At 66.2% G+C, this 23,984-nt stretch carries 26 protein-coding genes; 10 read left to right on the forward strand and 16 right to left on the reverse strand.

Translation table 11 applies throughout. From position 1 onward, the window contains the following. Position 1: 1 nt before the first annotated feature. The 3 genes from G467_RS0110305 to G467_RS17550 form a co-directional block, all read right to left on the reverse strand. On the reverse strand, positions 2 to 1,267 hold the full coding sequence (locus G467_RS0110305; protein ID WP_022969661.1) for a phospholipase D-like domain-containing protein: 1,266 nt from the start codon (positions 1,265 to 1,267) through the stop codon (positions 2 to 4). A 250-nt stretch (positions 1,268 to 1,517) separates the two neighbouring features. Beyond that, positions 1,518 to 1,973, reverse strand: coding sequence for a PA2169 family four-helix-bundle protein (locus tag G467_RS0110310; RefSeq protein ID WP_022969662.1), 456 nt, complete (start codon positions 1,971 to 1,973; stop codon positions 1,518 to 1,520). A gap of 113 nt (positions 1,974 to 2,086) precedes the next feature. Next, positions 2,087 to 2,536, reverse strand: coding sequence for a hypothetical protein (locus G467_RS17550; protein ID WP_022969663.1), 450 nt, complete (start codon positions 2,534 to 2,536; stop codon positions 2,087 to 2,089). Between the two features lie 401 nt (positions 2,537 to 2,937). On the opposite strand from G467_RS17550, the gene G467_RS17840 reads away from it, so the two are divergent. Then, positions 2,938 to 3,099: a DUF1328 domain-containing protein gene (locus G467_RS17840; RefSeq protein ID WP_022969664.1), complete on the forward strand. Its 162-nt coding sequence runs from the start codon at positions 2,938 to 2,940 to the stop codon at positions 3,097 to 3,099. A 64-nt stretch (positions 3,100 to 3,163) separates the two neighbouring features. On the opposite strand, the gene G467_RS0110325 is transcribed toward G467_RS17840, so the two are convergent. The 7 genes from G467_RS0110325 to G467_RS0110355 all read right to left on the reverse strand — a co-directional run bounded on the left by G467_RS0110325 (position 3,164) and on the right by G467_RS0110355 (position 9,775). After that, positions 3,164 to 4,261, reverse strand: coding sequence for a hybrid sensor histidine kinase/response regulator (locus G467_RS0110325; RefSeq protein WP_162140752.1), 1,098 nt, complete (start codon positions 4,259 to 4,261; stop codon positions 3,164 to 3,166). After that, positions 4,251 to 6,395 carry an ATP-binding protein gene (locus tag G467_RS17555; protein WP_022969666.1) on the reverse strand — a complete coding sequence of 715 codons (2,145 nt, stop codon included), beginning with the start codon at positions 6,393 to 6,395 and terminating at the stop codon, positions 4,251 to 4,253. Before G467_RS17555 ends, G467_RS0110325 begins: the two co-directional genes overlap by 11 nt. Positions 6,396 to 6,464: 69 nt before the next feature. Further along, positions 6,465 to 6,977 carry a TspO/MBR family protein gene (locus tag G467_RS0110335; protein ID WP_022969667.1) on the reverse strand — a complete coding sequence of 171 codons (513 nt, stop codon included), beginning with the start codon at positions 6,975 to 6,977 and terminating at the stop codon, positions 6,465 to 6,467. A gap of 58 nt (positions 6,978 to 7,035) precedes the next feature. Further along, complete coding sequence (locus G467_RS0110340) at positions 7,036 to 8,460, reverse strand: sigma-54-dependent transcriptional regulator (RefSeq protein ID WP_022969668.1); 1,425 nt, start codon at positions 8,458 to 8,460, stop codon at positions 7,036 to 7,038. Next, on the reverse strand, positions 8,460 to 8,999 hold the full coding sequence (gene dps / locus G467_RS0110345) for a DNA starvation/stationary phase protection protein Dps (RefSeq protein ID WP_022969669.1): 540 nt from the start codon (positions 8,997 to 8,999) through the stop codon (positions 8,460 to 8,462). Before dps ends, G467_RS0110340 begins: the two co-directional genes overlap by 1 nt. Before the next feature lie 205 nt (positions 9,000 to 9,204). Then, on the reverse strand, positions 9,205 to 9,402 hold the full coding sequence (locus G467_RS0110350) for a CsbD family protein (RefSeq protein ID WP_022969670.1): 198 nt from the start codon (positions 9,400 to 9,402) through the stop codon (positions 9,205 to 9,207). A gap of 19 nt (positions 9,403 to 9,421) precedes the next feature. Further along, a complete protein-coding gene (locus G467_RS0110355) occupies positions 9,422 to 9,775 on the reverse strand; it encodes a BON domain-containing protein (protein WP_022969671.1) in 354 nt (117 codons plus the stop codon). Positions 9,776 to 10,010: 235 nt separating this feature from the next. Here G467_RS0110355 and G467_RS0110360 point away from each other — a divergent pair, with 235 nt between their 5' ends. Next, on the forward strand, positions 10,011 to 10,562 hold the full coding sequence (locus tag G467_RS0110360) for a DUF1003 domain-containing protein (RefSeq protein WP_026802578.1): 552 nt from the start codon (positions 10,011 to 10,013) through the stop codon (positions 10,560 to 10,562). A gap of 145 nt (positions 10,563 to 10,707) precedes the next feature. On the opposite strand, the gene G467_RS0110365 is transcribed toward G467_RS0110360, so the two are convergent. The 6 genes from G467_RS0110365 to G467_RS0110390 all read right to left on the reverse strand — a co-directional run bounded on the left by G467_RS0110365 (position 10,708) and on the right by G467_RS0110390 (position 16,726). Continuing rightward, positions 10,708 to 11,601, reverse strand: a complete 894-nt coding sequence (locus G467_RS0110365) for a type 1 glutamine amidotransferase domain-containing protein (protein WP_022969673.1) — start codon at positions 11,599 to 11,601, stop codon at positions 10,708 to 10,710. Further along, positions 11,585 to 12,070, reverse strand: coding sequence for a hypothetical protein (locus G467_RS0110370; RefSeq protein ID WP_022969674.1), 486 nt, complete (start codon positions 12,068 to 12,070; stop codon positions 11,585 to 11,587). The genes G467_RS0110365 and G467_RS0110370 overlap by 17 nt, the downstream gene beginning before the upstream one ends. A 58-nt stretch (positions 12,071 to 12,128) precedes the next feature. Next, positions 12,129 to 12,926, reverse strand: coding sequence for a hypothetical protein (locus tag G467_RS0110375; RefSeq protein ID WP_022969675.1), 798 nt, complete (start codon positions 12,924 to 12,926; stop codon positions 12,129 to 12,131). Positions 12,927 to 13,136: 210 nt separating this feature from the next. Next, positions 13,137 to 14,564, reverse strand: coding sequence for a lipase/acyltransferase domain-containing protein (locus tag G467_RS0110380; RefSeq protein WP_022969676.1), 1,428 nt, complete (start codon positions 14,562 to 14,564; stop codon positions 13,137 to 13,139). Between the two features lie 570 nt (positions 14,565 to 15,134). Next, a complete protein-coding gene (locus G467_RS0110385) occupies positions 15,135 to 16,226 on the reverse strand; it encodes an alkene reductase (protein ID WP_022969677.1) in 1,092 nt (363 codons plus the stop codon). A 98-nt stretch (positions 16,227 to 16,324) separates the two neighbouring features. Beyond that, positions 16,325 to 16,726 (reverse strand): YchJ family protein, encoded by a 402-nt coding sequence (locus tag G467_RS0110390; RefSeq protein ID WP_022969678.1) that lies wholly within the window; start codon positions 16,724 to 16,726, stop codon positions 16,325 to 16,327. An 89-nt stretch (positions 16,727 to 16,815) separates the two neighbouring features. On the opposite strand from G467_RS0110390, the gene G467_RS0110395 reads away from it, so the two are divergent. From G467_RS0110395 to G467_RS0110430, 8 genes are all read left to right on the forward strand, one after another. Beyond that, positions 16,816 to 17,901, forward strand: coding sequence for a PA0069 family radical SAM protein (locus G467_RS0110395; RefSeq protein WP_022969679.1), 1,086 nt, complete (start codon positions 16,816 to 16,818; stop codon positions 17,899 to 17,901). A 38-nt stretch (positions 17,902 to 17,939) separates the two neighbouring features. Beyond that, a complete protein-coding gene (locus tag G467_RS0110400) occupies positions 17,940 to 18,350 on the forward strand; it encodes a guanyl-specific ribonuclease (RefSeq protein WP_022969680.1) in 411 nt (136 codons plus the stop codon). Further along, on the forward strand, positions 18,347 to 18,790 hold the full coding sequence (locus G467_RS0110405; RefSeq protein WP_022969681.1) for a barstar family protein: 444 nt from the start codon (positions 18,347 to 18,349) through the stop codon (positions 18,788 to 18,790). Before G467_RS0110400 ends, G467_RS0110405 begins: the two co-directional genes overlap by 4 nt. A 109-nt stretch (positions 18,791 to 18,899) precedes the next feature. After that, a complete protein-coding gene (locus G467_RS0110410) occupies positions 18,900 to 20,789 on the forward strand; it encodes a M61 family metallopeptidase (RefSeq protein ID WP_022969682.1) in 1,890 nt (629 codons plus the stop codon). Between the two features lie 57 nt (positions 20,790 to 20,846). Continuing rightward, on the forward strand, positions 20,847 to 21,557 hold the full coding sequence (locus G467_RS0110415) for a UPF0149 family protein (protein ID WP_022969683.1): 711 nt from the start codon (positions 20,847 to 20,849) through the stop codon (positions 21,555 to 21,557). A 23-nt stretch (positions 21,558 to 21,580) separates the two neighbouring features. Further along, positions 21,581 to 22,663 (forward strand): serine hydrolase domain-containing protein, encoded by a 1,083-nt coding sequence (locus tag G467_RS16330; protein ID WP_033397737.1) that lies wholly within the window; start codon positions 21,581 to 21,583, stop codon positions 22,661 to 22,663. A 117-nt stretch (positions 22,664 to 22,780) separates the two neighbouring features. Next, complete coding sequence (locus G467_RS0110425; RefSeq protein WP_022969685.1) at positions 22,781 to 23,002, forward strand: hypothetical protein; 222 nt, start codon at positions 22,781 to 22,783, stop codon at positions 23,000 to 23,002. A 576-nt stretch (positions 23,003 to 23,578) separates the two neighbouring features. After that, complete coding sequence (locus tag G467_RS0110430) at positions 23,579 to 23,929, forward strand: hypothetical protein (protein ID WP_022969686.1); 351 nt, start codon at positions 23,579 to 23,581, stop codon at positions 23,927 to 23,929. Positions 23,930 to 23,984: the final 55 nt, after the last annotated feature.

Here is a 23,984-nt window from a genome sequence, read left to right on the forward strand (position 1 = left end):
GTCACAGCTGCGAGGAGAACAGCGTCGCCAGATGTTCGAGCACGCGCTCGCGCCGCGGGCGCGCCTGCCACTTGGCGAGCGTGACCGACTGGCTCCGACTTAGGTCGGCTTCAAAGACCGCGGTCATCCTTCGGGCGAAGTCCGCGTCGTAGACATTGAGGTTGGCCTCGTCGTTGAGCCGGAAACTGCGGTTGTCGAAGTTGGTCGAGCCGACTGACACCAGCTGGCCATCGACGATGAGCATCTTGCAGTGGAACATCGTCGGCAGATATTCATGGATGACGGCGCCTGCGGCCAGCAGCTCGCCCCAGTTTGCGCGCGACGCCCGCCGGACGATCGCCGTGTCGATGTGATCGCCCGGCACAAGGATGCGCACACGCACGCCGCGTCCCAGCGCTTCTCGCAAGGCCAGGCGCGTCATCGCATCGGGAACGAAATACGCTGCCGACAGATCGATGCTCACCTTGGCCGCGGTGATGGACAGCAGGTACATCAGCTGCATGCTGTCCGCGCCGCCGCTGGGCGAACTGGTGAACATCTGCGCGCTCGTCCGACCCACCGGAGGCAGCGGCGGAAAATAGTCCTCGCCGCGCAGCACCTCGCCCGTGGTCTTGATCCAGTTGTCCATGAAGGCCGCCTGCATCTGGCCGACAGCGGGGCCCTCGACGCGGAAATGCGAGTCCCGCCATTGCGTCGGATTCTGCGCGTTGCCCGCCCACTGGTCGGCGATGCCGACGCCGCCGGTGAAGCCCACCCGGCCGTCGATCATGAGCAGCTTGCGGTGGGTGCGGTTGTTCATGCGCGCCAGGTGATACCAGCGCAAGGGGTGGTAACGGCGCAGCTCGACGCCGGCGACGCGCATGCGCTCGAGCATGCGCTCGTCCATGCGCTGGCTGCCGACCCAGTCGATCAGCATGTGCACTTTCACGCCGGCACGCGCGCGCTCGGCCAGGGCATCGGCGAAATCCTCGCCGACCGCTCCCGACCAGTAGATGTAGGTCTCGAAGGTGATGCTGCGCTTGGCCGCGCGCACGGCTGCGAGCATGGACGGGAAAATCTCCCGTCCGTTCTCCAGGTTGATGATGGCGCTGTCGCTGATGATCGGCGGCCCGAGCAGGGTGCCCAGTTCGCGGCGGAACTGCTCGTCGGAAATACCGTGGCCGTGTCGAACTTTTTTCTCGATGTGCTTTTCCGGCTCGACGAAATTGAGCACAAGCAGGGTGGAGACCAGGGCGAGAAGCGCGCCAAGGATGCCGGCGATGATCATGGACTTGCGACTCCGGTGGGGCATGTCGGACGCGACGCGGCGCCCGGACAGGCTGGCAGGTCGTGGTGCGCTTGGATAGGAGAAGAGAAAAAAGTCCGGACCAGTCCCTGAGTGCTGGTCCGGCAAGCCAGACGGCAGGCCAGAAGCGCGCTGCCGATAGGAGCTAAACAATCCGTGGCGGGTGGCTCGGTCCGTGAGCCTTCGGGCGAGGTTCCGCGCCCGACCCGCCGCGTGAATCCATCCTCAGGAATCAGCTGGCGGGAAGTTCCGACAGCGAGTGGTGCGTAAGCGCGGAAATCTCGTCGTGCATGCGTTGCACGTCGGGCAGGTACAGCTTGGCCAGCTCACGCACGCGATCGGACGGGTCCGAGGCGCTGGCCAGACGGAACGCATCGAGGATGCGATCTTCCTGCGACTCGATCTGGTCGAGCCAGGCCTGGTTGGTGTCGTTGGCGAGCTTGGATTGCAGTTCGGCGTAGCCGTGACGCAGCGCGCCGATCCAGCTGCCGTCCAGGTGCGGGGCTTCGCCCTCGATGGCAATCTCGGCATTGAGATCGGCGGCGATGGCGCTCTTGATGTGGCGCATCCGGAAGAACACGTCCGCGTGATGCGGATTCTCCGATTTGCGCGAGGCCTGATCGTAAAACGCGATGCCGTCGTTGAGGGCATGCACGAGGTCGATGAGCGAGTGCGAGATTCGGGTCATGTCAGGGCTCCGGGAAGGTGTCGGGGGCGCCGCACGATAGACGAGTGTAGATCGTCCGACGCCCCCGACCATCGACCGGCCGCCATCCTGGCAGCGCGATCGAAAGGGGGGCATTACTTCTTCATGGCGTCGGCGTTGTGCTCGGTGGCATCACGTTCGGCCTGGGCGGCGGCCTTGGCGCCGTCGTAGGCAGCTTCGGCCATCTTGTTGCAAGCCGACTGCTGGTCGCCCGGCAACGCATCGCATTTTTCCTTGGCGATTTTGCGCTCGCCATCGGCCTTGGTGACGGCCACGTCATAGGCGGCCGCTGCGTTGTCGGAAATGGCATCGGCCGTCGCATCGGTCACTTCGGCATTGCCTTCGCTGCTGGCGGCGGCGATGTCCTGATTGCCTTCGGCAGCCGTCTGAGCGGCATCGCTGGCGGCGGCATTGACGTCGGCCTGGGCATCGGCGGCGGCTTCGGCGACATCGGCGCGGGTTTCCGCCGGGTCTTCCTGCTTGTTGCAGGCCGACAAGGCGAGAGCGCAGGAAAGAGCGAGCAGGGCGGGGGCGAACTTGTTCATGGGAACTCCAGGGTCAGGGAATGACGGAGCGTCGGACGCTCAGGAAGAGCCTCATCAAGTTCCGTGCCATGCCTGCGAGCCTTGTATTTCGCGGGTTTCAGCGCCGGCGCCGCGTGGCCGTCTTGGCGATATGCACGAGGGGGTCGTCGCCATCGTGCGACCTGCATGAGCGCGGTGTGTCGCGCGTAGAAAAACGACACATGCCCCGCGTCGGGTGATTTGCCCGAAGCGACGGAGCGATCGGGCAAAACAACGCACGTGTTCGCCGCGCACAGAAGGCACATCGCCCTGAAAGCCGCGTCCAGCGGGCTTGTGCGCACGCGACGAGGCTTGGCATGGAACTTGGTATCCCTTACTCAGGCCCGTTGCCTTTGGCCTGTCCCCCACCACGGAGAGATCCCATGCTGCATTACGCCGTCGTCTTTTTCGTCATCGCGGTCATCGCCGCCGTCCTGGGTTTCGGCGGTCTGGCCGGTGCGGCAGTCGGTATCGCGAAGATCCTGTTCTTCGTCTTCCTGATCCTGTTCGTGCTGTCGCTGATCTTCGGTCGCCGCAAGGTCTGACCCCGCTCCCGCCGCAGCAAAAAGAGCGCCGCTTTCGCGGCGCTCTTTTTTTTAGCCTTTGTTCTCAGGCCAGCGGCAGTTCCAGCGTGAACATCGATCCGCCGCCATCGCGATCGTCGTACCAAAGATCGCCGCCCATCGTGCGCGCGCGCTGCTTGGCCAGCGCCAGGCCCAGGCCCGTGGAGGATTCGCCCTGCGTGGGCTGCGGGCTCAGGCGCACATAACGCTGGAACAGGCGCTCGCGGTCGCGCGGCGAGATGCCGGGGCCGCGATCGAGCACCGACAGGCGGCCATGCGGGCCGCGGTGCGTCGCCTGCAGGCTCACCTCGCTGCCCGCCGGCGAATATTTTAAGGCATTCGAGACCATGTTCTGCAGCACGTGGATGGTGCCGGCGCGATGGCCGCACACGCGGATGTCCTCGCTGGCCGGCGCAATGCGCAGCATGATCTGCTTGACCTGCGCCTGTCGCTGCAGCAGCTCGATGATGTGCTCGAACAGTTCACCCGCGCGCAGCGGCTGCACCGCCGTGCCCTGTGCCTGCTGGCCCTGCTGATCGAGGAACGCCTGCAGGAACAGCACGCCCGAATCGGCCGAGGTGCGGATCGATTCGGCCAGGCGCAGCCGCGTCTCCACCGGCAGGTCGGGGTCACGCAGCATGTCGGCGGCGAACAGCACGTTGGCGAAATAATTGCGCAGGTCGTGGCTGACGATGTCGGCGACCTGCTGGCGTTCGTCGGCGACGCGCGCGAGGCGGTCGCGTGACTGCTTGAGTTCGAGATGGGTGCGCACGCGCGCGAGCAGTTCTTCGGACACGAAAGGCTTGGTGATGTAGTCGACCGCGCCCGCGGCAAAGGCACGGGTCAGGCTATCGCGCTCGTTGTCGGCCGTGAGGAAAACCACCGGGATGTCGCGCGTCGCCGGATTGTCGCGCAATTGTTCGAGCACCTCGAAACCGGTCATGCCCGGCATGCGCATGTCCAACAGCACGAGGTCCGGCGCGGACGCCACGGCCAGCTCCAGTCCTTCGCGACCGCTCATGGCCGGCACCACCTCGTAATTGGCGCGCGACAGCAACTGACCGACCAGGCGCACGTTGGCGTCCTGATCATCGATCACCAGCACCACCGGCAGGGGTGCGCCTACACCGGGTTTATCCGCCACGGATCCTGTCCTCGGGCCAGTCGGCCAGTTCGTCCAGCAAGAGTTTGACGGCGACGACATCGAAAAGATCGACCGCCTTGGCCAGGGCCTGCGCGCGCGTCGCGAGCACCGGATAGTCGAGCTCGACCGCCAGCGTCGCCAGCGTGCTCGCATAGCGGGCGATTTCGCGCATGCGCATGCCGCGCCGCAAGGCCTGCAGGGGCTCGCCGCGCAGAGCCCGCCAGCGCGCCAGGGCCGCCGCATCCAGGTGTGCCGGCAACGAAAACTCCTCGGCTTCCGGGGCCGCGGCCGTTGCCGGCGTCGCGGCATCGCGGGCGCCGAAGATCGCCTGCAGCGCCGAGAACAGCTCGGCCGGCACATAGGGTTTGCGCACGTAGCCGTCGAAACTCGCGCGCAGGGCCGCTTCCTCGCCCCCCAGGCTCGAGGCGGTGATGGCGATGATCGCCGTGCGCGCCAGCGTGGCATCGGCGCGAATGGCGTCGCGCGCTTCGTAGCCGCTCATGCGTGGCATGCGCAGGTCCATCAGCACGACATCCGGCTGCAGCGCTTTCGCGGCGTTCACGCCTTCGAGCCCGTCGGAGGCGACGAACACGTCATGGTGGCTGTCGCGCAGGTAACCCTTGGCCACTTCGGCATTCCAGGCGACGTCGTCGACGATCAGCACCTTCAGTGGCGGCAGGCGATTGAAGTCCACCGTCCGGGAGTCCGCGGCCGGACTGGTGGCCGGCGGCGCCTCCGCCAGCGCGGGGATCTCCACGAGGAAGGTCGAGCCCTTGCCCAGGTGGCTGTCGACATGGATGCGACCTTTCATGACGTCGACCAGGCGGCGGGTGATGCTCAGACCCAGCCCCGTGCCGGGGCGCACCTTGCCGTCAGGACTGTCGGCCTGGTGAAACGGTTCGAAGATCTTCGCCTGCTGGTCGGGGTCGATGCCGACGCCGCTGTCGCTGACGATCAGCCGCAGGTCGCGACCTTCGGTCATCACCGACGGCGTCGTCGATACGCGCACGACCACGCCGCCCGATTCGGTGTACTTGACCGCATTGCTGACCAGGTTCATGAGCACCTGGCGCAGGCGTTGCGCGTCGACGACGACGGGAACGAGGTTCTCGCGGTCGATTTCGCGGCTGAGGAAAAGGCCCTTCTCCGCGGCGAGCGGCGCGAACAGGTCCAGGGTTTCGCCGACGAGTTCGGCGATGTCGGTGCCGACGAGGTTGAGTTGCAGCTTGCCGGCCTCGATCTTCGACAGATCGAGGACATCGTTGATCAGCCCGAGCAGGACATCGCCGCTCTTCTTGATCGATTGAACCCAATCGCGCTGCACCGGCTCGGTGACGCTGTCGGACAGCAGTTGCGTGAAGCCGAAGATCGCGTTCATCGGCGTGCGGATCTCGTGGCTCATGTTGGCCAGGAAGGCGCTCTTTTCCTCGCTCGCGCGCCGCGCCTGCGCCGCGCGCAGCTCGACCAGCAGGTTGTTTTCCGATTCCCGCTGCGCGCGCCGCAGGGCGACGAAGCCGAGCACGCCGGCGACCAGGGCCAGGCTGTTGGCAATCAGCACCGTCGCATTGGTCTGCTTGACCAGGGCATCGCGCTCGCGGGTGCGGACGAGCAGGAGTGAATCCTCTTCCTGGGTCATGACCAGGATCTGGTCCAGGACCGCGTTCGCGATCGGCACGCCCGCGCCGTCGCGCAGCCGGCTCAGCGGCGCGCGTTCGTCGTGCGCCTCGATCGCCTGCAGCTTGAGCTTGAGGGAATCGCGGCTACGCTCGACCAGCGCGTCGAAGGCGATGATGAGTTTCGACAGGTTTTCCTGCTGGCGCGGATTGTCCGCGGTGGCGTCGCCGAGTTGCTTGATCAGGTCGTCGATGCGGCGCAGGTGCGCGCGGTGTTCCATCATGTAGTCGCCCTGGCCGCTGATCATGTAGCGCATGCCGGTGCTCTGCGCGGCGAACAGCGCCACCTGCATTTCCAGGAGCATGTCCTTGACCGAACGGGTGTGCGCGACGCGCGCCATGGATTCGCCGAGCGCGCTGGTCGAGCTGACCGACACGAACGAGGTCAGCATGATCAGCACGAAGGCCATCGCGAGCAGTCCGATGTTGACGCGGCGCCGGAACTTGCGCGTGGCTGGCATACGAGGATTCCCCAGTGCAAGTCGGTGGTCGCGTCCCGTCGCGACCGATGGCCGCCCAACGGGCCGGTATCAGGCGTTCATCAGCCAGATGGTGCCGTTGAGGATCAGAGCGAACGACACCCAGAGCGCGTACGGTACCAGCAGATAACCGGCCAGCGCGCGGATGCGACCGAAGCTCGTCGCCGTGGCCAGCACCGCGATCCAGAGCACGCAGATCTCGATGAAGGCCAGGCGCGGCGAGTGCAGGCCGAAAAACAGCGGCGTCCAGGCCAGGTTGAGCGCGAACTGCAGCGCGAACAGCGCCTGGGCCTGCCGGCGCAGGCGCGGTTCCACCGCCGGCTCACGCCGCACCAGCCACAGCGCGACGGCCATCAGCACGTATAGCGTGGTCCACACCGGCGCAAACACCCAGCCCGGCGGATTCCACGTCGGCTTGAACAGGGTCGCGAACCAGTCGTCGGGGCCAAACAGCACCCCCATGCCCGTGCCCAATCCGAGCAGCAATCCGATCCATCCGGCGAGCGCCAGCCAGCGTGCGATGGCGGGGGGAGCGGCGTACTGCCGGGGAGATTGAACGCTCATGACAGGATTGTTTTCTTCTTGAGGTGAAGCCCGCGTCGGCGGGATGTCGCGGACGTGCTTACAGGCCGTAGAGCTTGCGCTTGCGGTACAACGTGGACGTGTCGATGCCGAGCGTGCGCGCGGCCGATTCGAGATTGTCGCTGACTGCAAGGATGCGTTCGATATGCAAACGTTCCAGGGCTTCGAGCGACATCAGCGCGCCCGCTTGCACCTCGTTGCGTGCGCCGCCGGTCACGGCCAGCAGGTCCGGACCAATGTCCTCGCCGCGCGCCAGGATCACTGCGCGTTCCATCATGTTCTGCAATTCACGCACATTGCCCGGCCACGCGTAACTGTGCAGCAGCGACAGCGCCGCCGGCGTGAGCCGGCGCGCCGGCAGGCCGTAGCTCGCGGCATAGCGGCGTACGAAGCCGGTGGCGAGATCGTCCAGATCCTCCAGGCGTTCGCGCAGTGGCGGCAAGGTGATCGAAATGACGTTGAGGCGATACAGCAGGTCGAGGCGGAACTGGCCGTCGCGCACCAGCGCGTCGAGATCGTGGTTGGTCGCGGCGATGATGCGGGCATCGGCCTTGCGCGTGACCGGATCGCCGACGCGTTCGTAGTCTTTGTCCTGGATGAAACGCAGCAGCTTGGGCTGCAGCGCGACCGGGAAGTCGCCGATCTCGTCGAAGAACAGGGTGCCGCCATCGGCATGGCTCACGCGACCGACGGTGTTCTGCACCGCGCCGGTGAACGAGCCTTTGGAGTGGCCGAACAACTCGCTCTCCATCAGCTCGGCCGACAGCGAGGGGCAGTTGATCGTGACCAGGGCGCCGGCGGCGCGCGCGCTGTGGGCGTGGATCGCCTTGGCGAGCACGCCCTTGCCGGTGCCGCTTTCGCCGAGCACGAGCAGGTTCGCGTCGGTACGCGCGACCTGCAGGGCCAGATTGATCGCGGCCTGCATCGCGGCGTTCTTGCTGCTCAGTTCGGGCGTGTCCGAACCGGCCTGGCGTTCAAGCGAATCCAGACGATCGAGCAGGCGACGCGTATCGACCTGACGCGCGACCGCGATGCGCAGCTGTTCGGGCAGGCAAGGTTTGACCAGGTAGTCGCTGGCGCCGCGGTCCATCGCAGCCACGGCATCGGCGACGCCGGCGCTGGCGGTGACCATGATCACGCGCATCAGCGGCGCGAGTTCGCGCAGGCGCGGCAAGGCCTCGAGGCCCGAATCGTGGCCGATGTTGCGATCGAGCAGGCAGGCATGGAACGGCTGCGTCGCGGCCAGGCGCAGGCCGTCGGCGAGCGTCTCGGCGGTCACGACCTTGTAGCCGTCCTGCGACAGGGCCAGAGCGAAGTTCTCCAGCAGACCGCGATCGTCGTCGATCGCGAGAATGCGGCCGGCCACGGGTTTGTCCTGGCTCGTCACGAGGTGCGGCTCCGGCAGCAGGGGGGACGCGGCCATCATAGCCGCGTCCTTGTGCTTGCCCTGTGTGCGCGCGGACATCAGGCGCCTCGACCCGTGCCGCGGAACTGGTAGGCCTCGAGGAAATACAGGGCCTTGTCGAGCGTCGCAGTCACCTCGATGAGCAGGTCCGACGATACTTTGTCGCCCGCGTCCTCGGTGCTGTCGATGCGCGCACGCACGTGCTTGGCGCACTGCGCGACGCGATCGGCGATGTCGCCGACGATATCTTCCTGCAGGAATTCCGCCGGCAGTTCCTTGAGCTTGCTGGCTGCGGCGGCTTGGCGCACGGTGCCTTTGGCGAAACCGCCCAGGGACAGGATGCGTTCGGCGATCGTGTCGACCGGCTCGGTCAGCGTGCCGGCGATCTCGTCGAAGAGTTTGTGCAGGCCGAAAAAGCTAGGGCCCTTGACGTTCCAATGCGCCTGCTTGACCTGGCTTTGCAGGTCGAACACTTCCGCCAGCGTCAGATTGAGCGCGTCGGTCACCCGGCCGCGGGTCTTGGCGTCGAGGTCGTGGCGGGTCTTGAACGGGAGTTTGCTGTCGACCAGTTGGTGGGCTTTGCGCGGGGGGGTGGCCATGGGGAGCTCCTGAGCGGCGGGGGGATGCCGAGAACAGGAAGGCGATTGCAAAGCCCATGCCACGCCGAAAAGCCCCGTCCGGGCAAGGGTTTAGCGCCGACGCGCCGGTCGCGGCCGGGCAAAATGCAAAAAGACCCCGCGCGACACCGTGCGTTTTGCACGGTGCCGGCGGGGTCGGGGCGCGAGGCCCCGGACCGGCCCAGACCTACAGCAGACGCTCGAAGTCGCGGATCTGTTCTTCCGCGGCGTCCTTGGCGATGCCGTAACGCTCCTGAATCTTGCCCGACAGGTAGTCGCGGGTGCCTTCGGCGATCTTCATGTCATCGTCGGTGAGCCGGCCCCACTTCTGCTGGACCTTGCCCGAGATCTGCTTCCACTTGCCTTTGATGATGTCGTTGTTCATGACGTGCTCCTGGACGGGGTTACTTGGCCGGCTTGACGGTCAGGGTCTTGCTGTCGACCGCGGTCACGCCCTTGATCGCTTTCGCGATCGCGATGGCCTTGTCGACCTGGGCCTGGTTGTCGAGACGGCCGGACAGGGTGACCACGCCATTGGTCGTGGTGACATTGATATCCAGGCCCTTCACTTCTTCGGTGATCAGCAGGTCGGCCTTGACCTTGGTGGTGATCCAGCTGTCGGTGCCGGGCTGTTCGGACGCCTCGTAAGCCGTCGTCTTGGTGTCAGTGGCCGTGTCGGTTTGCGCGAACGCGGCCGGCAGGCCGCTCATCGAAAGGGCGAAGGCGAAAAGCGCCGCAAGGGGGGAAGCAATGCGCATGGGGGTCTCCTGAAATCGTGACGGGGGAACGACGGTGTTGCACTGTCGTGATCAGGCACTCCACGTCCCGTGCCAATCGCCAAGCCGCTACAGATCAAGCACTTGCTGCCTGCCGCGCGGGCTTTCGCCGGGCAAAACGCGGCGTGGCCGCGCGCGATGCAATGCCCTCGTTCGTCATCCGACGCTGCGCGCGCTGAGGGACAATGCCGCTCTGTTCCCGCATATGGAGTCGACGATGAATACCCCGGATCTGGCGGCCCTGAGCAAACGCTGGCTAGGCGAACGCGCGGCGACGGCGCGCGAGCGCGCGGTGTTCGAGCGCATCGCAGCGCGACAACTGGTCAGCCGGCATCCAAGCGGCGGGGAAGACGCGCCGGCGAGTTTCGGCGATCGCATCGCCGATCGCGTGGCGAGTTTCGGCGGCTCGTGGACCTTCATCGGGTTGTTCGTCGGCTTCCTGATCGCGTGGACGCTGTTGAACGCGCACTGGTTGACGCATCAGGCGTTGGATCCGTTCCCGTACATCTTCTTGAACCTGCTGCTGTCGATGGTCGCGGCGCTGCAGGCGCCGGTGATCATGATGAGTCAGAACCGGCAGGGCGCGCGCGACCGCGCCGCCGCCGAGCACGACTACGAAGTCAATCTCAAGGCGGAAATCGAGATCATGGCCCTGCACGAAAAATTCGAGGCGCTGCGCGCGGAGCAATTGCAGGCGATCGAGCGCAGCCAGCAGGTCCAGCTCGAACGCATCGCGGCGATGCTGGAAGCGAAGCGGCCTTCCGCCTGACGCGTCGTGGTGCTTCTTGTCGCGAAGAGCCCCCTTGCCTTCGCGCCCCGAGTCGCCGCATGTGACCGGCTTGGTCGGGTCGCGAAGACAAGGAGGCTTCAGCCGGCGAGGTACGCCCGCGAAAAGTCTCGCGTTGGTGATCGGGCTATTTGGAATTGGATGAAAGAATGCCGACGAAAGCGCGCGCGAACGCATGCACATCGCCGGGCCAGCGCGCGGAGACGTAGTGGCCGTCGCGGACGATGAAAGCGGCGCGATCGTCTGCTTCGGAATCGCGGAACAGGCCGCTGGCCTGCCGGAAATGCTGCGGCGCGTCCGCGGGCACATCGCAGAAATCGTCCGGCCGTGCGAGCGCGCGGGCGACTTCGGCTTGCACGCTCATATAGCCGGCCGGTTGCGCCGCCGTTTCGCGATACGTCCGATAGTAGTCGCCGTCCCAGAAGCGCGCGAAAAAACGGGTCAGGTCCCAGGCCTTCTTTTCCAGGGTCCAGGTCAGGGCCGTCGTGCGGCGGCCGTGCAGAACCGAGCGGCCGGTCGCGGGCGAGCGCGTGCGGGCCAGCACGAGGACGCCGTGGCAGATCGCGGCCACCGGTTTGTCCTGGTCGAAAAAGGCAGCAGCGATTTGCTGCACCGTCGGGCTTTCCAGGTAGTCGCGCATGCCGCGGGCGCGATGGCCACCGGGCAGCAGCAGACCGGCGAACGCACCGGGGCCGAGCGCGAGCGCGTCGGCGTGCGAGATCGGCTGGAGGAATTCCGGCGCGCTCTGCATCTGCGCATAGGCGCGGCGCGCGGCCCGGTTGGCGCGCAGGCTCAGGCCGATCAGACGCAGTTTTTTCAGGCCCGGGATCCAGCCCCAGGGATCGAGGCCTTCGCCGCTGAGCATCAGATCGTCGGCCTGTGCGACGCGCGCGTCGGGCGTGGCGAACACCAGACGACGACCGGCGGCGCCGAGCACGCGCCACGGCACCGCCACTTCGCTGGGATCGAAATCCCGCGATGGCAGCAGCACCAGGACCGGCGCGTCAGCGGTAGCTGGCACTCTCGACCCGCCAGCTGCCGTCGTCGTTGCGCACGAAACGGAAGTCGCCCTGGTAGGAGTCCTTGTCGCCGATCTTCACCGATTCGAAGCGCTGTTCGGTGTCGTGGCTTTGCAGGGCATTGGTCGCAGCGAGTGCGATCTTCTCCAGCACGGTGTCGGCGCGGCGTTTGTCTTTTTCCTGCGCCGCGCGCGCGTCTTCCTTCAGCGCAGCGACGATTTCGGGGCCGTTGGCGGTGTAGATGAAATCGAAATCGGCGTGCACGCTGTAAATCGTGCGGTCGTCGTCGGGCACGCGCTGCAGATCGCGGAAGCGGAAGTTGTCTGCCTTCATGAAGCGCATCGGATAGTCCTCCGCGGCGGCGACATGCGTGCTGATCGCCTGGCGCATCGACAGTTCGCTCGGACGGATCGCACAGGCGCTCAACCACAGCATGCACAGACACAGCAGGGCGGGGATCAGACGACGCATCGGGGGCTCCTCGCAGGGGTGGGTGAAACCCTACACCATCGGACGTGAGCGGTCGGGCTCAGCCGCGACGGGCATCCAGGATGAGTTTGGCCAGGTAGGCATCGCCCTGCTCGATGAGCTCCACGGGCGTGTACTGGAAACCGCTGGTGACCATGGCCTCGCCGATGCACCACTCGCGCTGGTCGCGGGTCAGCGGCCGCGCGCCGGCGGACACCTGCTCGAGCAATTGCTGGGTCGGCACGTGACTCTCGGCTTCAACGACCTGGGCGACGCCGGCGGCGACGGCTTTCGTGCTTTGCGACTTGAGCAACTCCAGACGCGCGAGTGCGACCGCGATCGGATCGCCGCCGTCATTGAGTTGCGGCACCGCCGTCGCGAGCGCGCCGAGCAGGGTGTCGCGCTGGGCGACGATCGCCTGCTTGGCTCCTGCCAGGGTCTCGAATTGCTCTTTCTGCGCCGCGAGAGATTGTTCGAGCTCGCGCAATTCGGTGGTCTGGTCGAGCACGGTCTTGGTACCGAGCTTGGTCATGACCTTCTTGCTCAGCGCTTCGTACAGCGGCAGATCGGTGAACTTGAGGTCGCGTGCGGCGGCCTGCCAGGCGAGCGCGACCTGGTTGGCGGTCTGGGCTTTTTCGCCGGTCGGCAGGGCCTCGTGAAACGACTCGACGGCGGCAGCGGCAGTCGCCTCGGGGGTCTTTTCCGCGACCTTGGGCGCGGCCGGATCCGGCGCGCGGACGCCGGCCAGATCCTGGATGGCGACGTCCAGGCGATCGCACAGCTCGGTCTTGTGGAAGTCGCGCTGCGCCTTGCGCAGTTCGATCCGGCAGTCGATGAGCAGGTTGCGCAGGTCCTTCATGGCGCCATTCTACGGCGAAGCCCTACATCCGGCCATGCGGATGGGGTTTTCGCTGAGCCAGCGACCCCCAGGCGTAGGCGTTTCGAGTCGCCGATTCCCACCGCAGCAGAGCCAGCAACTCCTCGGCTTGGGCGTTTCGACCAAGCCGGTAACGTGCGGCGACTCGAAACGCCCAAGCCGAGGGGTTGCTGGTGGCGAAACGCGAACGCCTCAGCGACTGAGCAGGAAGTACAGCAGGTTGTTCTGGAAGTAGGTGTTGTTGGTGAGCTGGTCGTGGGCTTCGCACAGGAAGAAGGTCTGTGCGACCGGCAAGGCGGCAGCGTCCGAACGGGTCTGGCCCGGCTGCAGCGGCAGACGTCCAACTTGCGAGGAACGCGTGACCAGACCATCGCCCGGATCGGCGAGCAGGCGCTCGTAGTCGATGCGGTCGGCTTTGCTGGGTTTCTTGCCCGGCTCGGTGATCCGGCTCGGTCCGTTTTCGGCGGGACGGAAAATCACCCGCGATCCGCTCGCGTCCTGCACCAGCAGACCGCGCGCCGAGGTCAGGCGGCAGTCACCGCCGAACACGGCGATCTCGACCGCACTGCGCCGGAAGCGCGCGGTCAGGGCGAGTTCGAAACGCTGCGCGCGATGCAGGTGCTGCACGAACAGGCTCTGCAGACGCGCGACCGCGGCATCGCCGGCGGCGATCGTATCGCCCGACGAACGCACGCGCGTCATCACCTCCGGCGAATACACCGACCAATGCCGCGCCTTCCACATCTCCGGGTCGTAGATGTCGAGCGCGACAGGATTGCCATTGACGTCGACGATCGACTGCACGGCCGGATGCGGCAGCGACTGGAACGGTGTCGCGAGCGAAGCCATGACTTCGACCGGAATCGTACGCAGGCCGATGCGCATGCCGTAGAGCAGGCGTTCGACGCTGCGCACCGAGCCCAGACTCGGCGTGCCGAGCATGACCAGGCGACGGATGCGCTGGTCGCCTTCGTCCCAAGGCGTGAACTCGGGCTGCTCGAGCACGTCGGTGGGGCCGTAGCGCAGGTAGTAGTTCGCGATCAGGCCGCCATTGCTGTGCGCGATGATGTCCACGCGCAGCTTGGGGTCGTTGTAGTCGATGCGGATCTGCTCGATCAGCGCATGCAGCTGGCGCACCGCTTCGATGTTGTCTTTGCGCCAGTCGTACAGGAAGACGTAGTAGTGGCGGCGTGCATCGCCGGTGCCGGCGGGCTGGCCGGGCACGCCGCGATGGAAGTTGCCGACTTTTTCGAGGCTGTCGACGAGCGCGGAATAAAAGTCGACGCCGGCGATGCCGTAGACCAGATCGCCGGGCACGAGGTTGTCGTTGCCGTCCTCGGCATCGGCCATCTGCACGAGGCTGCGGTAGTCACTGAACGCGAGCGCGCCCAGACCGCCGGGCCAGTATTCCTTGCGCGTGGTCGCGTCGACGAGGGTCGAGCCCATGAGGCCGTGGATGAGAATGACCGGCGGCTGGTTGGGATCGTGCGCGGAATTTTCGTACAGGCGCGCGAGATCGGGTTTGTCCATCGCCAGCACGGGCGCGGCGAAAAACAGCACCAACAGGCACAGCGAAAAAACACGCCAGGGGGTCGGCAGCGGCGCGCGGGGGGCGCTCATGGGCAGTCTCGAATCAGCGAATGCGTGCAGTTTGCCGATGCCGGGGCCTTCGCGACAATGCCGTTAGTCAGGAAACACTGTCCCGCGAGGCCATACCGCACAGTCTGGTACAACGCGCCACCTCTCGTAAGGTGGCCGCGAAGGCGATGGGCGTAGACGGACATGGCTTCGATGCCCTTGCGACATCGCTTTGATCATTGTTCATTGGCGAATCTCGCTTCCGCAGCCGCATCCCCGACCCACCCGGAATGACGGTGCCGGTTCGGGTCGGGCATCCTGCCCTTCACGAACCGTCGCAGGCCATCCCTGGCCTGCTCACATCATTCCAGATGGGTCGGGGATGCTCTGCGATGTTTTCAAAACATGCGAGAGACGCTTTGGATCTTCGCAACACGGCATCGCGATGTCAGAGCGCTCCCAGTGACGGTGGGATACCTGTGTGAGTCGGCCAGGGATGGCCGACGACGGTGAGTGGGTACAGGATGTACCCCCGAACCGGCACGCAGGTACCCGCCGGCGCTGGGGGCGCGGGTGCGACGGTGAGATTCATGGTCCCACCACAATCGTCACTTAGGCGGCAACGGCTTCCGACAGGGTTGGATAGTCGGAATAGCCCGCGGCGCCCGGCGTGTAGAGGGTCGCTGGATCGAAAGCGGTGAGTTCGGCGTCGTCGAGCAGGCGTTGCGGCAGGTCCGGGTTGGCGATGAACGGGCGGCCGAAGGCGATGATGTCCGCCAGGCCCGAGGCGAGATCGGCTTCGGCGCGTGCCCGGTTGTAGTCGCCGGCGAGGATCAGCGCGCCGTCGAAGGCCTGGCGCACCTTGCGCACGACGGCGGGCGGCACCGCGCCCGGCGTCGCGATCAGATGCAGGTAGCCGAGCTTGCGCGTCGACAGGGCCTGTACGAGCGCGAGGAATTCTTCTTCCTCGCCGTCGAAGTTCGCTGCGAGATCGTTGAACGGATTGAACGGCGACAGACGGATACCGACGCGATCGGCACCGATCGCTGCGACGACCGCATCGACGACCTCGAGCACGAAGCGGTGACGGTTCTCCGCCGAGCCGCCGTACGCGTCGGTGCGCACATTGCTGCGCGGATTGAGGAACTGGCCCAGCAGATAGCCATTGGCGGCATGCAATTCGACGCCGTCCAGACCCGCGGCGATCGCCAACTGCGCAGCCTGCACGAAATCGCCGCGCACGCGCGCCAGATCGTCGGCGTCCATCGCCTTGGGCACGGGATGATTCTGCATGCCGGCGCTGTCGGTCCACATCTGGCCTGCGGCCGCGACCGCCGACGGGGCGATCAATTCGGCGCCTTCGGGCAGGTTCAGCGCGTGGCCGATGCGGCCGGTGTGCATGAGCTGCACGACAAGCTTGGCGCCGCCGGCGTGCGCGGCGGTGGCGACATCGCGCCAGCCGTCGGCCTGCGCCTGGGTGTAGAGGCCGGGAATGCGGGCATAGCCCAGGCCGTCGGCCGACGGCGAGGTGCCTTCGGTGATGACCAGGCCGGCGCCGGCGCGTTGACCGTAATAGGTGCGATGCAATTCGCCGGGCACATTGCCGAGCGCGCGCGAGCGCGTCATCGGGGCCATCGCGATACGGTTGCGCAAGCTCAGGGCGGCGTGGGGCAGGGGCTGGAACAGCGGGCTGTGCGTGGTCATGGCGGTTTCTCCGGAAACGGTGTCTCCCTCTTGGGTCCGTTTCCGATCCACCCCAAGCGCCACCACCGTGATTCAGTGTTGCGCTGGTGACGCCTCGCTTACTCGCGTATGTCGCCATCCAGGTAGTACCAGCGGCCGTCTTCGCGCAGGAAGCGACTGATTTCGTGCAGCCGTTGCGCGGACGCACCGCCGACGCGATAGCGCGCAACAAACTCCACGACGGCGTGGTCCAGGTCCTGCGTATGCCCGCCGCGAATTTCCAGGCCCAGCCAGCGCGTCGCCGCGATATCGGTCAAGGTGAGCTGGGCTGGTCGCGTCGAGATGTGCCAGGTCGCGCTCAGATACTCGGTGAGGCCGCGTACGTAGGCGCTGTAGCGCGAGCGCATCAACGTCGGTGCATCCGGGGCGGCGGCACCGGCATGCCAGCGTCCGCAGCAGTCGGCATAGGACAGTTCGTGGCCACAGGGGCAGGGGTCGGCGAGGACGGCGGGCTTTTTCATCGCGAAAGATTAACGCGATGCGCCGGGCAAGCGCCGATCATGACGCTTCCGTCTCAGCCCGCGCGACCTCGCCCCGCTAGTCTGCGTCCATGACCCGCTCCACCTTCCCTCCGCCGCGCCTCAAGGGTCGCGGTGCCGCGCTCAATCCCGAAGGCCGTTTCGAGACCCAGACGCGCCAGGACTTCGACGACGGCTGGTACCGCGACGGCGAGCCGATTCCGCCGCCGCGCACCGAGGTCACCGAAGAACGCGCGCGTCGCATCATCAGCTCCAACCAGTCGCCGGACGTGCCTTTCGATGCCTCGATCAATGCCTATCGCGGTTGCGAACATGGCTGCGCGTATTGTTACGCGCGCCCGACGCATTCGTATCTGAACCTGTCGCCGGGACTGGATTTCGAAACCAAACTTTTCGCCAAGACCAATGCCGCCGAACAGCTGCGGGTCGAGCTCGCCAAGCCCGGTTACGTCTGCACGCCGATCAATATGGGTGCGAACACCGACCCCTACCAGCCGATCGAGCGGCGCTACCGCATCACGCGCCAGCTGCTGGAAGTGTTTCTCGAGACCGGGCAACCGTGCACGATCATCACCAAGAACGCGCTCGTCGAGCGCGATCTCGATCTGCTCGTCGAGCTCGCCCGGAAAAAGCTCGTGCATGCCTTCGTCTCGGTGACCTCGCTCGACAATCGGTTGTCGAGCCGCCTCGAACCGCGTGCGAGTGCGCCGCACCGGCGCCTGGAAGCCATCGCGGCGCTCAATGCCGCCGGCGTGCCCTGCGGCGTCATGGTGGCGCCGATCATTCCGGCGCTGACCGATGTCTACCTCGAGGAAATTCTCGAGCGCGCGGCGGCGGCGGGGGCGCCCGTCGCTGGTTACACGGTCGTGCGCCTGCCCTACGAGCTCAAGGACCTGTTCGACGACTGGCTGCGCACGCAGGTACCCGACCGCGCCGAGCACGTCATCAGCCTCATCCGGCAGATGCGCAATGGCAAGGACAACGACGCGCGCTTTGGCTCGCGCATGAAAGGCGAGGGCGTGTTCGCCGATCTGATACGCACGCGCTTCCGCGCGGCCTTGCGCCGGCACGGGTACGCCGAACGCCGCGGCATCGAACTCGACACCACGCAATTCCAGCCACCGCGCACGCCCAGCCCGCAAGGCCAGCTGTTCTAGGCGCGGTATGATTCGCGCCACCCTTGGCGAGACGCCCCATGACCCGCAACCGTTGGCTGATCGTCGTGCTCGCGCTGTTCATCGGCTGGAAGCTGATCGTCGCCTGGCAGGGTCAGGCTTTTCATCCCGCACCGACTGCCGCGACGCAGAACGATCCCGCGCCCGTTGCCGCGGCAGACGACGGCCTGCCGCCCGAAGCCCACACGACCTTGCAGCTCATCCAGCGCGGCGGGCCGTTTCCGTACGAGCGCGACGGCATCGTCTTCGGCAATTTCGAACACCGACTGCCGCCGAAAGAACGCGGCTACTACCACGAATACACCGTGCCCACGCCCGGCCTGAATCATCGCGGACCGCGCCGCATCATCACCGGTGGGCAGCCCCCGGACGTCTTCTATTACACCGACGACCACTACGAAACCTTTCGCCCGATCGGAGGCCAGCCATGAGCGTGCTGTGGTTCGACGGCCTGCTCACCCAGGTCCATGACGCCGGCGTGTATTTCCTGCCCGACGACGACATCGACGAATTGCACGAGGCGGCGGCGGTAAATCGCTTTCCTTGTCTGCGGGTGGACTTGGCGGGAGTACGCGACAAACCAGGGCTGCTTACCAAGCTCTCTTCGGTACTTGAGCTTCCGCAATACTTTGGCAACAACTGGGATGCGCTCGCCGACGTGCTCGGCGACCTGCGCATGGCCGACACCAAGGGCCTGGTCCTGCTCATCGAACACAGCGACGACCTGCGCGAGCATGCGCGCGCCGACTTCAAGGCCGCGATGGAAGTGCTGCAGGCCGCGAGCCAGGAATGGGCGCAGCGCGGTGCACCGTTCTGGGCCTTCATCGCGCTGAGCGAGCCGGAGTTCGACGCGCTGGATGCCGGGCCGTGATCTGAGCGTTCACAACGCCCGTCACAGTTCCGCCCCCAACTTCTGTCCTATTTGCCGCTGAAACACCCGTGACACAATCGGGCGCTTCACCGACCCGGGACTGTCCCTGATGTCTATGCTCCGTCGCACGCCGCTTGCCGCCATCATCGCTCTCGCGTTCGCCTCTGCCGCGCACGCCGAAAAGCCCGCCCCGCTCGACACGCCCTATCCGGGCACGATCAAGCTTGCGGTGGATGCGACCGACCTGCACCGCCGCATCATCCGCGTGCACGAAGAAATTCCGGTCAGCGCCGGCGCGCTGAGCCTGCACTATCCCGAATGGCTGCCGGGCAATCATTCGCCGTCGGGCCCCATCGACAAGATCGCCGGTGTGATCGTCACCGCGAACGGCAAGCAGATCGGTTGGAAGCGCGATCCCCTCGATGTCTACACGATCAACCTGACCGTACCCGAGGGCGTGAGCAGCCTGAATGTCGACTTCCAGTTCCTGTCGCCGCTCGACCGCAGCCAGGGCCGCGTGGTCATGACGCCGGAGATCGTCGGCCTGCAGTGGAACGCGGTCGTGCTGTATCCGTCGGGCCACTACGCCACGCGCATCGAGGTCGCGCCGAGCGTGACCTTGCCGACCGGCTGGAAATTCGGCAGCGCCCTGGAAATCGCCTCGCAGTCCGGCGCGACCACGCAGTTCAAGAACACCTCGCTCGAAACCCTGGTCGACTCGCCGCTGTTCGCCGGCAAGTATTTCCAGCGCTGGGATCTGGATCCGGGCGGCAAGGTGCCCGTGCATCTGAACGTCGTCGCCGACACCGCGCAGGCACTGGAGCCGGCGGCCGGCGTCATCGAGAAACACCGCGCGCTGGTGCAGCAGGCCTACAAACTCTACGGCGCGCAGCATTACGCGCATTACGACTTCCTGCTCGCGCTGACCGGCCGCTTCAGCGGCATCGGCCTGGAGCATCACCAGTCGTCGGAAAACAGCGGCGACATCGAATACCTCAGCGATGCCAAGCGCTACCGCGGCAAGGATCTGCTGCCGCACGAATACACGCATTCGTGGAACGGCAAGTTCCGCCGCGGCGCCGACCTGGCCACGCCGCATTTCAACGTGCCCATGCAGGACAGCCTGCTGTGGGTGTACGAAGGCCAGACGCAGTACTGGGGCTACGTGCTCGCTGCGCGCTCGGGCCTGCTGTCGGCCGAGCAGACGCGCGACTACCTCGCGCTGACCGCCGCCTCGTACGATCATCGCGAAGGTCGCGCCTGGCGCGATCTCGAAGACACCACCATGCAGCCGATCATGAGCCAGCGTGCGCCGCAGCCGTGGACGAGCTGGCAGCGGGGCGAGGACTATTACTCCGAAGGCCAGCTGGTCTGGCTCGATGCCGACACGCTGATCCGCGAGCTCAGCGGCGGCAAGAAGTCGCTCGACGATTTCGCGCGCGCGTTCTTCGGCGTCGAAAACGGCCGCGTCGCGCCGCTGACCTACACCTTCGACACCGTCGTGGCCACGCTCAATGGCGTGCAGCCCTACGACTGGGCGACCTTCCTGCGCGAGCGCCTCGACGGTCACGGCCCGGGCGCGCCGCTCAACGGTCTTGCGCGCGGCGGCTGGAGGCTCGTCTACACCGACAAGCCCAACAGCGTCACCGAGGGCGGCGATCGCGGCTCATCCGACTACACCTATTCGCTGGGCCTGAGCGTGTCCAACAAGGACATGAAGATCGGCAGCGTGTTGTGGGACAGCCCGGCATTCAAAGCCGGCCTGGCGTCGTCGATGACACTGGTCGCGGTCAATGGCATGGCGGCCAATGGCGAGGCGCTGACGCAGGCGATCAAGGACAACCAGGCCAAGGGCACGCCGATCACCTTGCTGGTGAACAACCTCGACCATATCGAGACAATCGTCATCGACTATCGCGGCGGTCTGAAGTATCCGCACCTCGAACGCGTCGCCGGCACGCCTGATCGCCTCAACGCGATCTACGCGCCGAAGAAGTAGGCCCGCATCGGAAACGCTCGCCTGTGGGAGAATGGCCAAAACATCCAGGCCTCTCCCATGACCGCTCCCGCCTATCTCAGCGACGCCCAGATCGACCGCCTCGGTGACCTGCTCGACCAGCGCGCCGTGCCGTTCCAGGGCTTCAATCTCGAAGCCCTCGACGGTTATCTGTCCGCGCTCGCCGTGAGTCCGGGTCAGGATATTCCGGCCAGCGAATGGCAGCCCGCCGTCTGGGGCCCGAAGCCGCCGCGCTGGGAATCGCCGGCCGAAGCGACCGAAATCGAGACCTTGCTGCTCGGTCACTGGAATGCCTGCGTCGCGCGTGCGCGCCAGGGCGAAGACCTGCCCGAACACCTGTCGCCGTTGCTGTGGCTGCCCGAAGATCCCGAGGGCGACCAGCCCGATGATCTCGATATCGGCCGCGACTGGGCCTTCGGTTTCTTCCGCGGCGTCGAACTGCGCGGCGATGCCTGGGACGCGTGGCTGGACAAGGCCGATTGGATCGACGAGATCTTCGCCCTGCTCGAACAGCTCGCGACCGGCGAAGTCGTACCGGAAAATGCCGCCGACCCGGTCGGCAAAGTCAGCTACCGCGAGCGCCTGGAAATCGTCGCCAGCCTTCCGGGCATGCTCGCGGACCTGCACGAGTTCCGCATCGCCGAACTCACGCCGCGCGAACCGGTCCGCAAGTCCGACACGCCCGACCGCAACGCGCTGTGCCCCTGCGGCAGCGGCAAAAAATACAAGAAATGCCACGGCCAGAATTGATCGTGTTTTTGCGGGGCGTGGCGATGTCTGGATTGTTGCTGCTTGCTTCTTGCGCAGCCACACCGGAGCCCACGCCCGCCGGTGATGGCTGGCAAACGGAATCGGCAACCGCCGCCGGTTTCGATGCGCCGCGCCTTGACGCCCTGGTCGCCGCGACCCTCAACGACACGACCCATCTGCACGCGATCCTCATCGTGCGCCACGGCAAGCTCGTCGTCGAACGCTACCGCGACGGCAACGACCGCACGGTCTACAGCCCGTTTCCGCATCGGGCGCACTTCGGCCCGACGGTCCGTCACGACACGCGCTCGGTCGGCAAATCGGTGATCGGCTTGCTGGTCGGCATCGCGCAGGCGCGCGGTGCGATCGGCGCGCTGGACACGCCGGTGCTCGACTATTACCCCGAGTACGCCGATCTCGCGACGCCCGATCGTCGTCGCATCACGCTCGCGCACCTGCTGACGATGAGCAACGGCCTGCAGTGGCGCGAAGGCGAGCCGGGGCACGACGACGAGCACTATCTCTACTGGAAATCGCCGCGCACGCGCTACGCGCTCGATCGACCGATTGCGCAGGCGCCCGGCGAGCAGTGGAACTACAACAGCGGCGGCACGACGGTGCTTGCGGACATCGTCGCGCGCACGACGAAAATGCCGTACCCGCAGTTCGCCGATGAGGCGCTGTTCGCGCCGCTCGGCATCCGCGACTGGGAATGGACGAACGATCTGCACGGCGAGCCGATGCCGTTTGCGGGTCTGCGGTTGCGTCCGCGCGACATGGCCAAGCTCGGGCAGTTGCTGCTCAATCGCGGGCAGTGGCGGGGCCGGCAGGTGGTGCCTGCCGACTGGATCGACGCGACCGTGCAGCCGCACATCCACACGCGCGTCGCGGATTTCGACTACAGCTATCAGTGGTGGCTGGGCACGGCCGAGTGGCAGGGCCGCCATGTCCGGTGGATCTCGGCGTTTGGCAACGGCGGCCAGCGCATTTTCGTGGTGCCCGAGCTCGACCTGGTGGTCGTGGTCACCGCCGGCGCTTACGACGATCCGCAGGCCGGCCCGCGCGTGAACGCACTGCTCAAGGCGATCGTCGGCACCGCCCACTGACGCGCGCCTCGTGGGAGCGGGCCTGACCGCGATGTCCTTTGCATCCCACCCTCACCCGTTCCCGCGTACCCTGAGCTGCGCAGAACCTCCCGGCGCGCCCACCCACCGAGGCCCGTCATGTCCGCCACCGCCCCCCGCATCACCACCGACGCCATCGAACTGCGCGACTGGATCGCCGCCCAGGTCATCGCCGCGCTGATCATCGCGCCAAAACAGCCCGGCATCTCGCGCCAGGACATGGACGGCATGTCCCGCTCGGCCTACGACTACGCCGCCGCGATGATCCGCGCCCGCGACGACGCCGAAACCGTCACCGTCGATCCTTTCGCTTCGCGCTGAAAGTCTCCCTCTCCCTCCGAGAGAGGGCCGGGGTGAGGGTCGCGCCATCTCGCCGGCATCCCACTTTCGCCACGTGCTGATAGCGCGCTGCAGTTCTCCCTCTCCCTCCGGGAGAAGGCCGGGGTGAGGGTCGCGCCATCTCGACGGCATCCCACTTTCGCCACGTACTGATAGCGCGCTGCAGTTCTCCCTCTCCCTCCGGGAGAGGGCCGGGGTGAGGGTCGCGCCATCTCGCCGGCATCCCCCTCACGCCCGCGCCCCGAGTCGCCGCATGTGACCGGCTTGGTCGGGTCGCGGACGCGAGGAGGCTGCCTCGGCTGAGGCGTGCTTGTCCGAATTAGTGGGAGCGGGCCTGACCGCGATTCTTTCCATTCGCCAAGTTGCTGCGATGGCACCGGCATCCCCCTCACGCCCGCGCCCCGAGTCGCCGCATGTGACCGGCTTGGTCGGGTCGCGGACGCGAGGAGGCTGCCTCGGCTGAGGCGAAATTTTTCGCTTTGCGCAGATCCTGCTCTGTCTCAATCGCAGAGACGAGGTTGTATTGTCATGAGACTCCACGACATCCCGGAGCCCGCCATGTCTGTCCCACAACGCAGTCAGGCCGATCTGCTCGAAGACATCGCTTGGGTCATGAGTTGTTTCATCCAGGACTACGGCGGCGAGGCGAAAACGGAGATCGGGTCGATCCTGAACCGCCTGCGCGACGGGCAGCCGTCCTATGCGCTGGCCGAGCGCTGGAGCGCGGTGCTCAACCAATGCCTGCGCTGGCACGGCGAAGACCGCCACTACGACCACAGCCGCACGTATCTCGGGCGGGCGCTGTACGAGCTCTACCAATCCGTCCTTCAGCAATCCGAGCAACCGCTGCGCTTGCTGCGCCCGGCTGCCGACGGACGCCTCGCCTACGTTCCCGATACCGGCCCGTAGTTTCCCTGGTAGGAGCGGGCACGACCGCGATTCTCCGCCTTCGCCGAATCGCTGC

The organism is Arenimonas oryziterrae DSM 21050 = YC6267 (assembly GCF_000420545.1).
Taxonomy (GTDB): Bacteria; Pseudomonadota; Gammaproteobacteria; order Xanthomonadales; family Xanthomonadaceae; genus Arenimonas; species Arenimonas oryziterrae.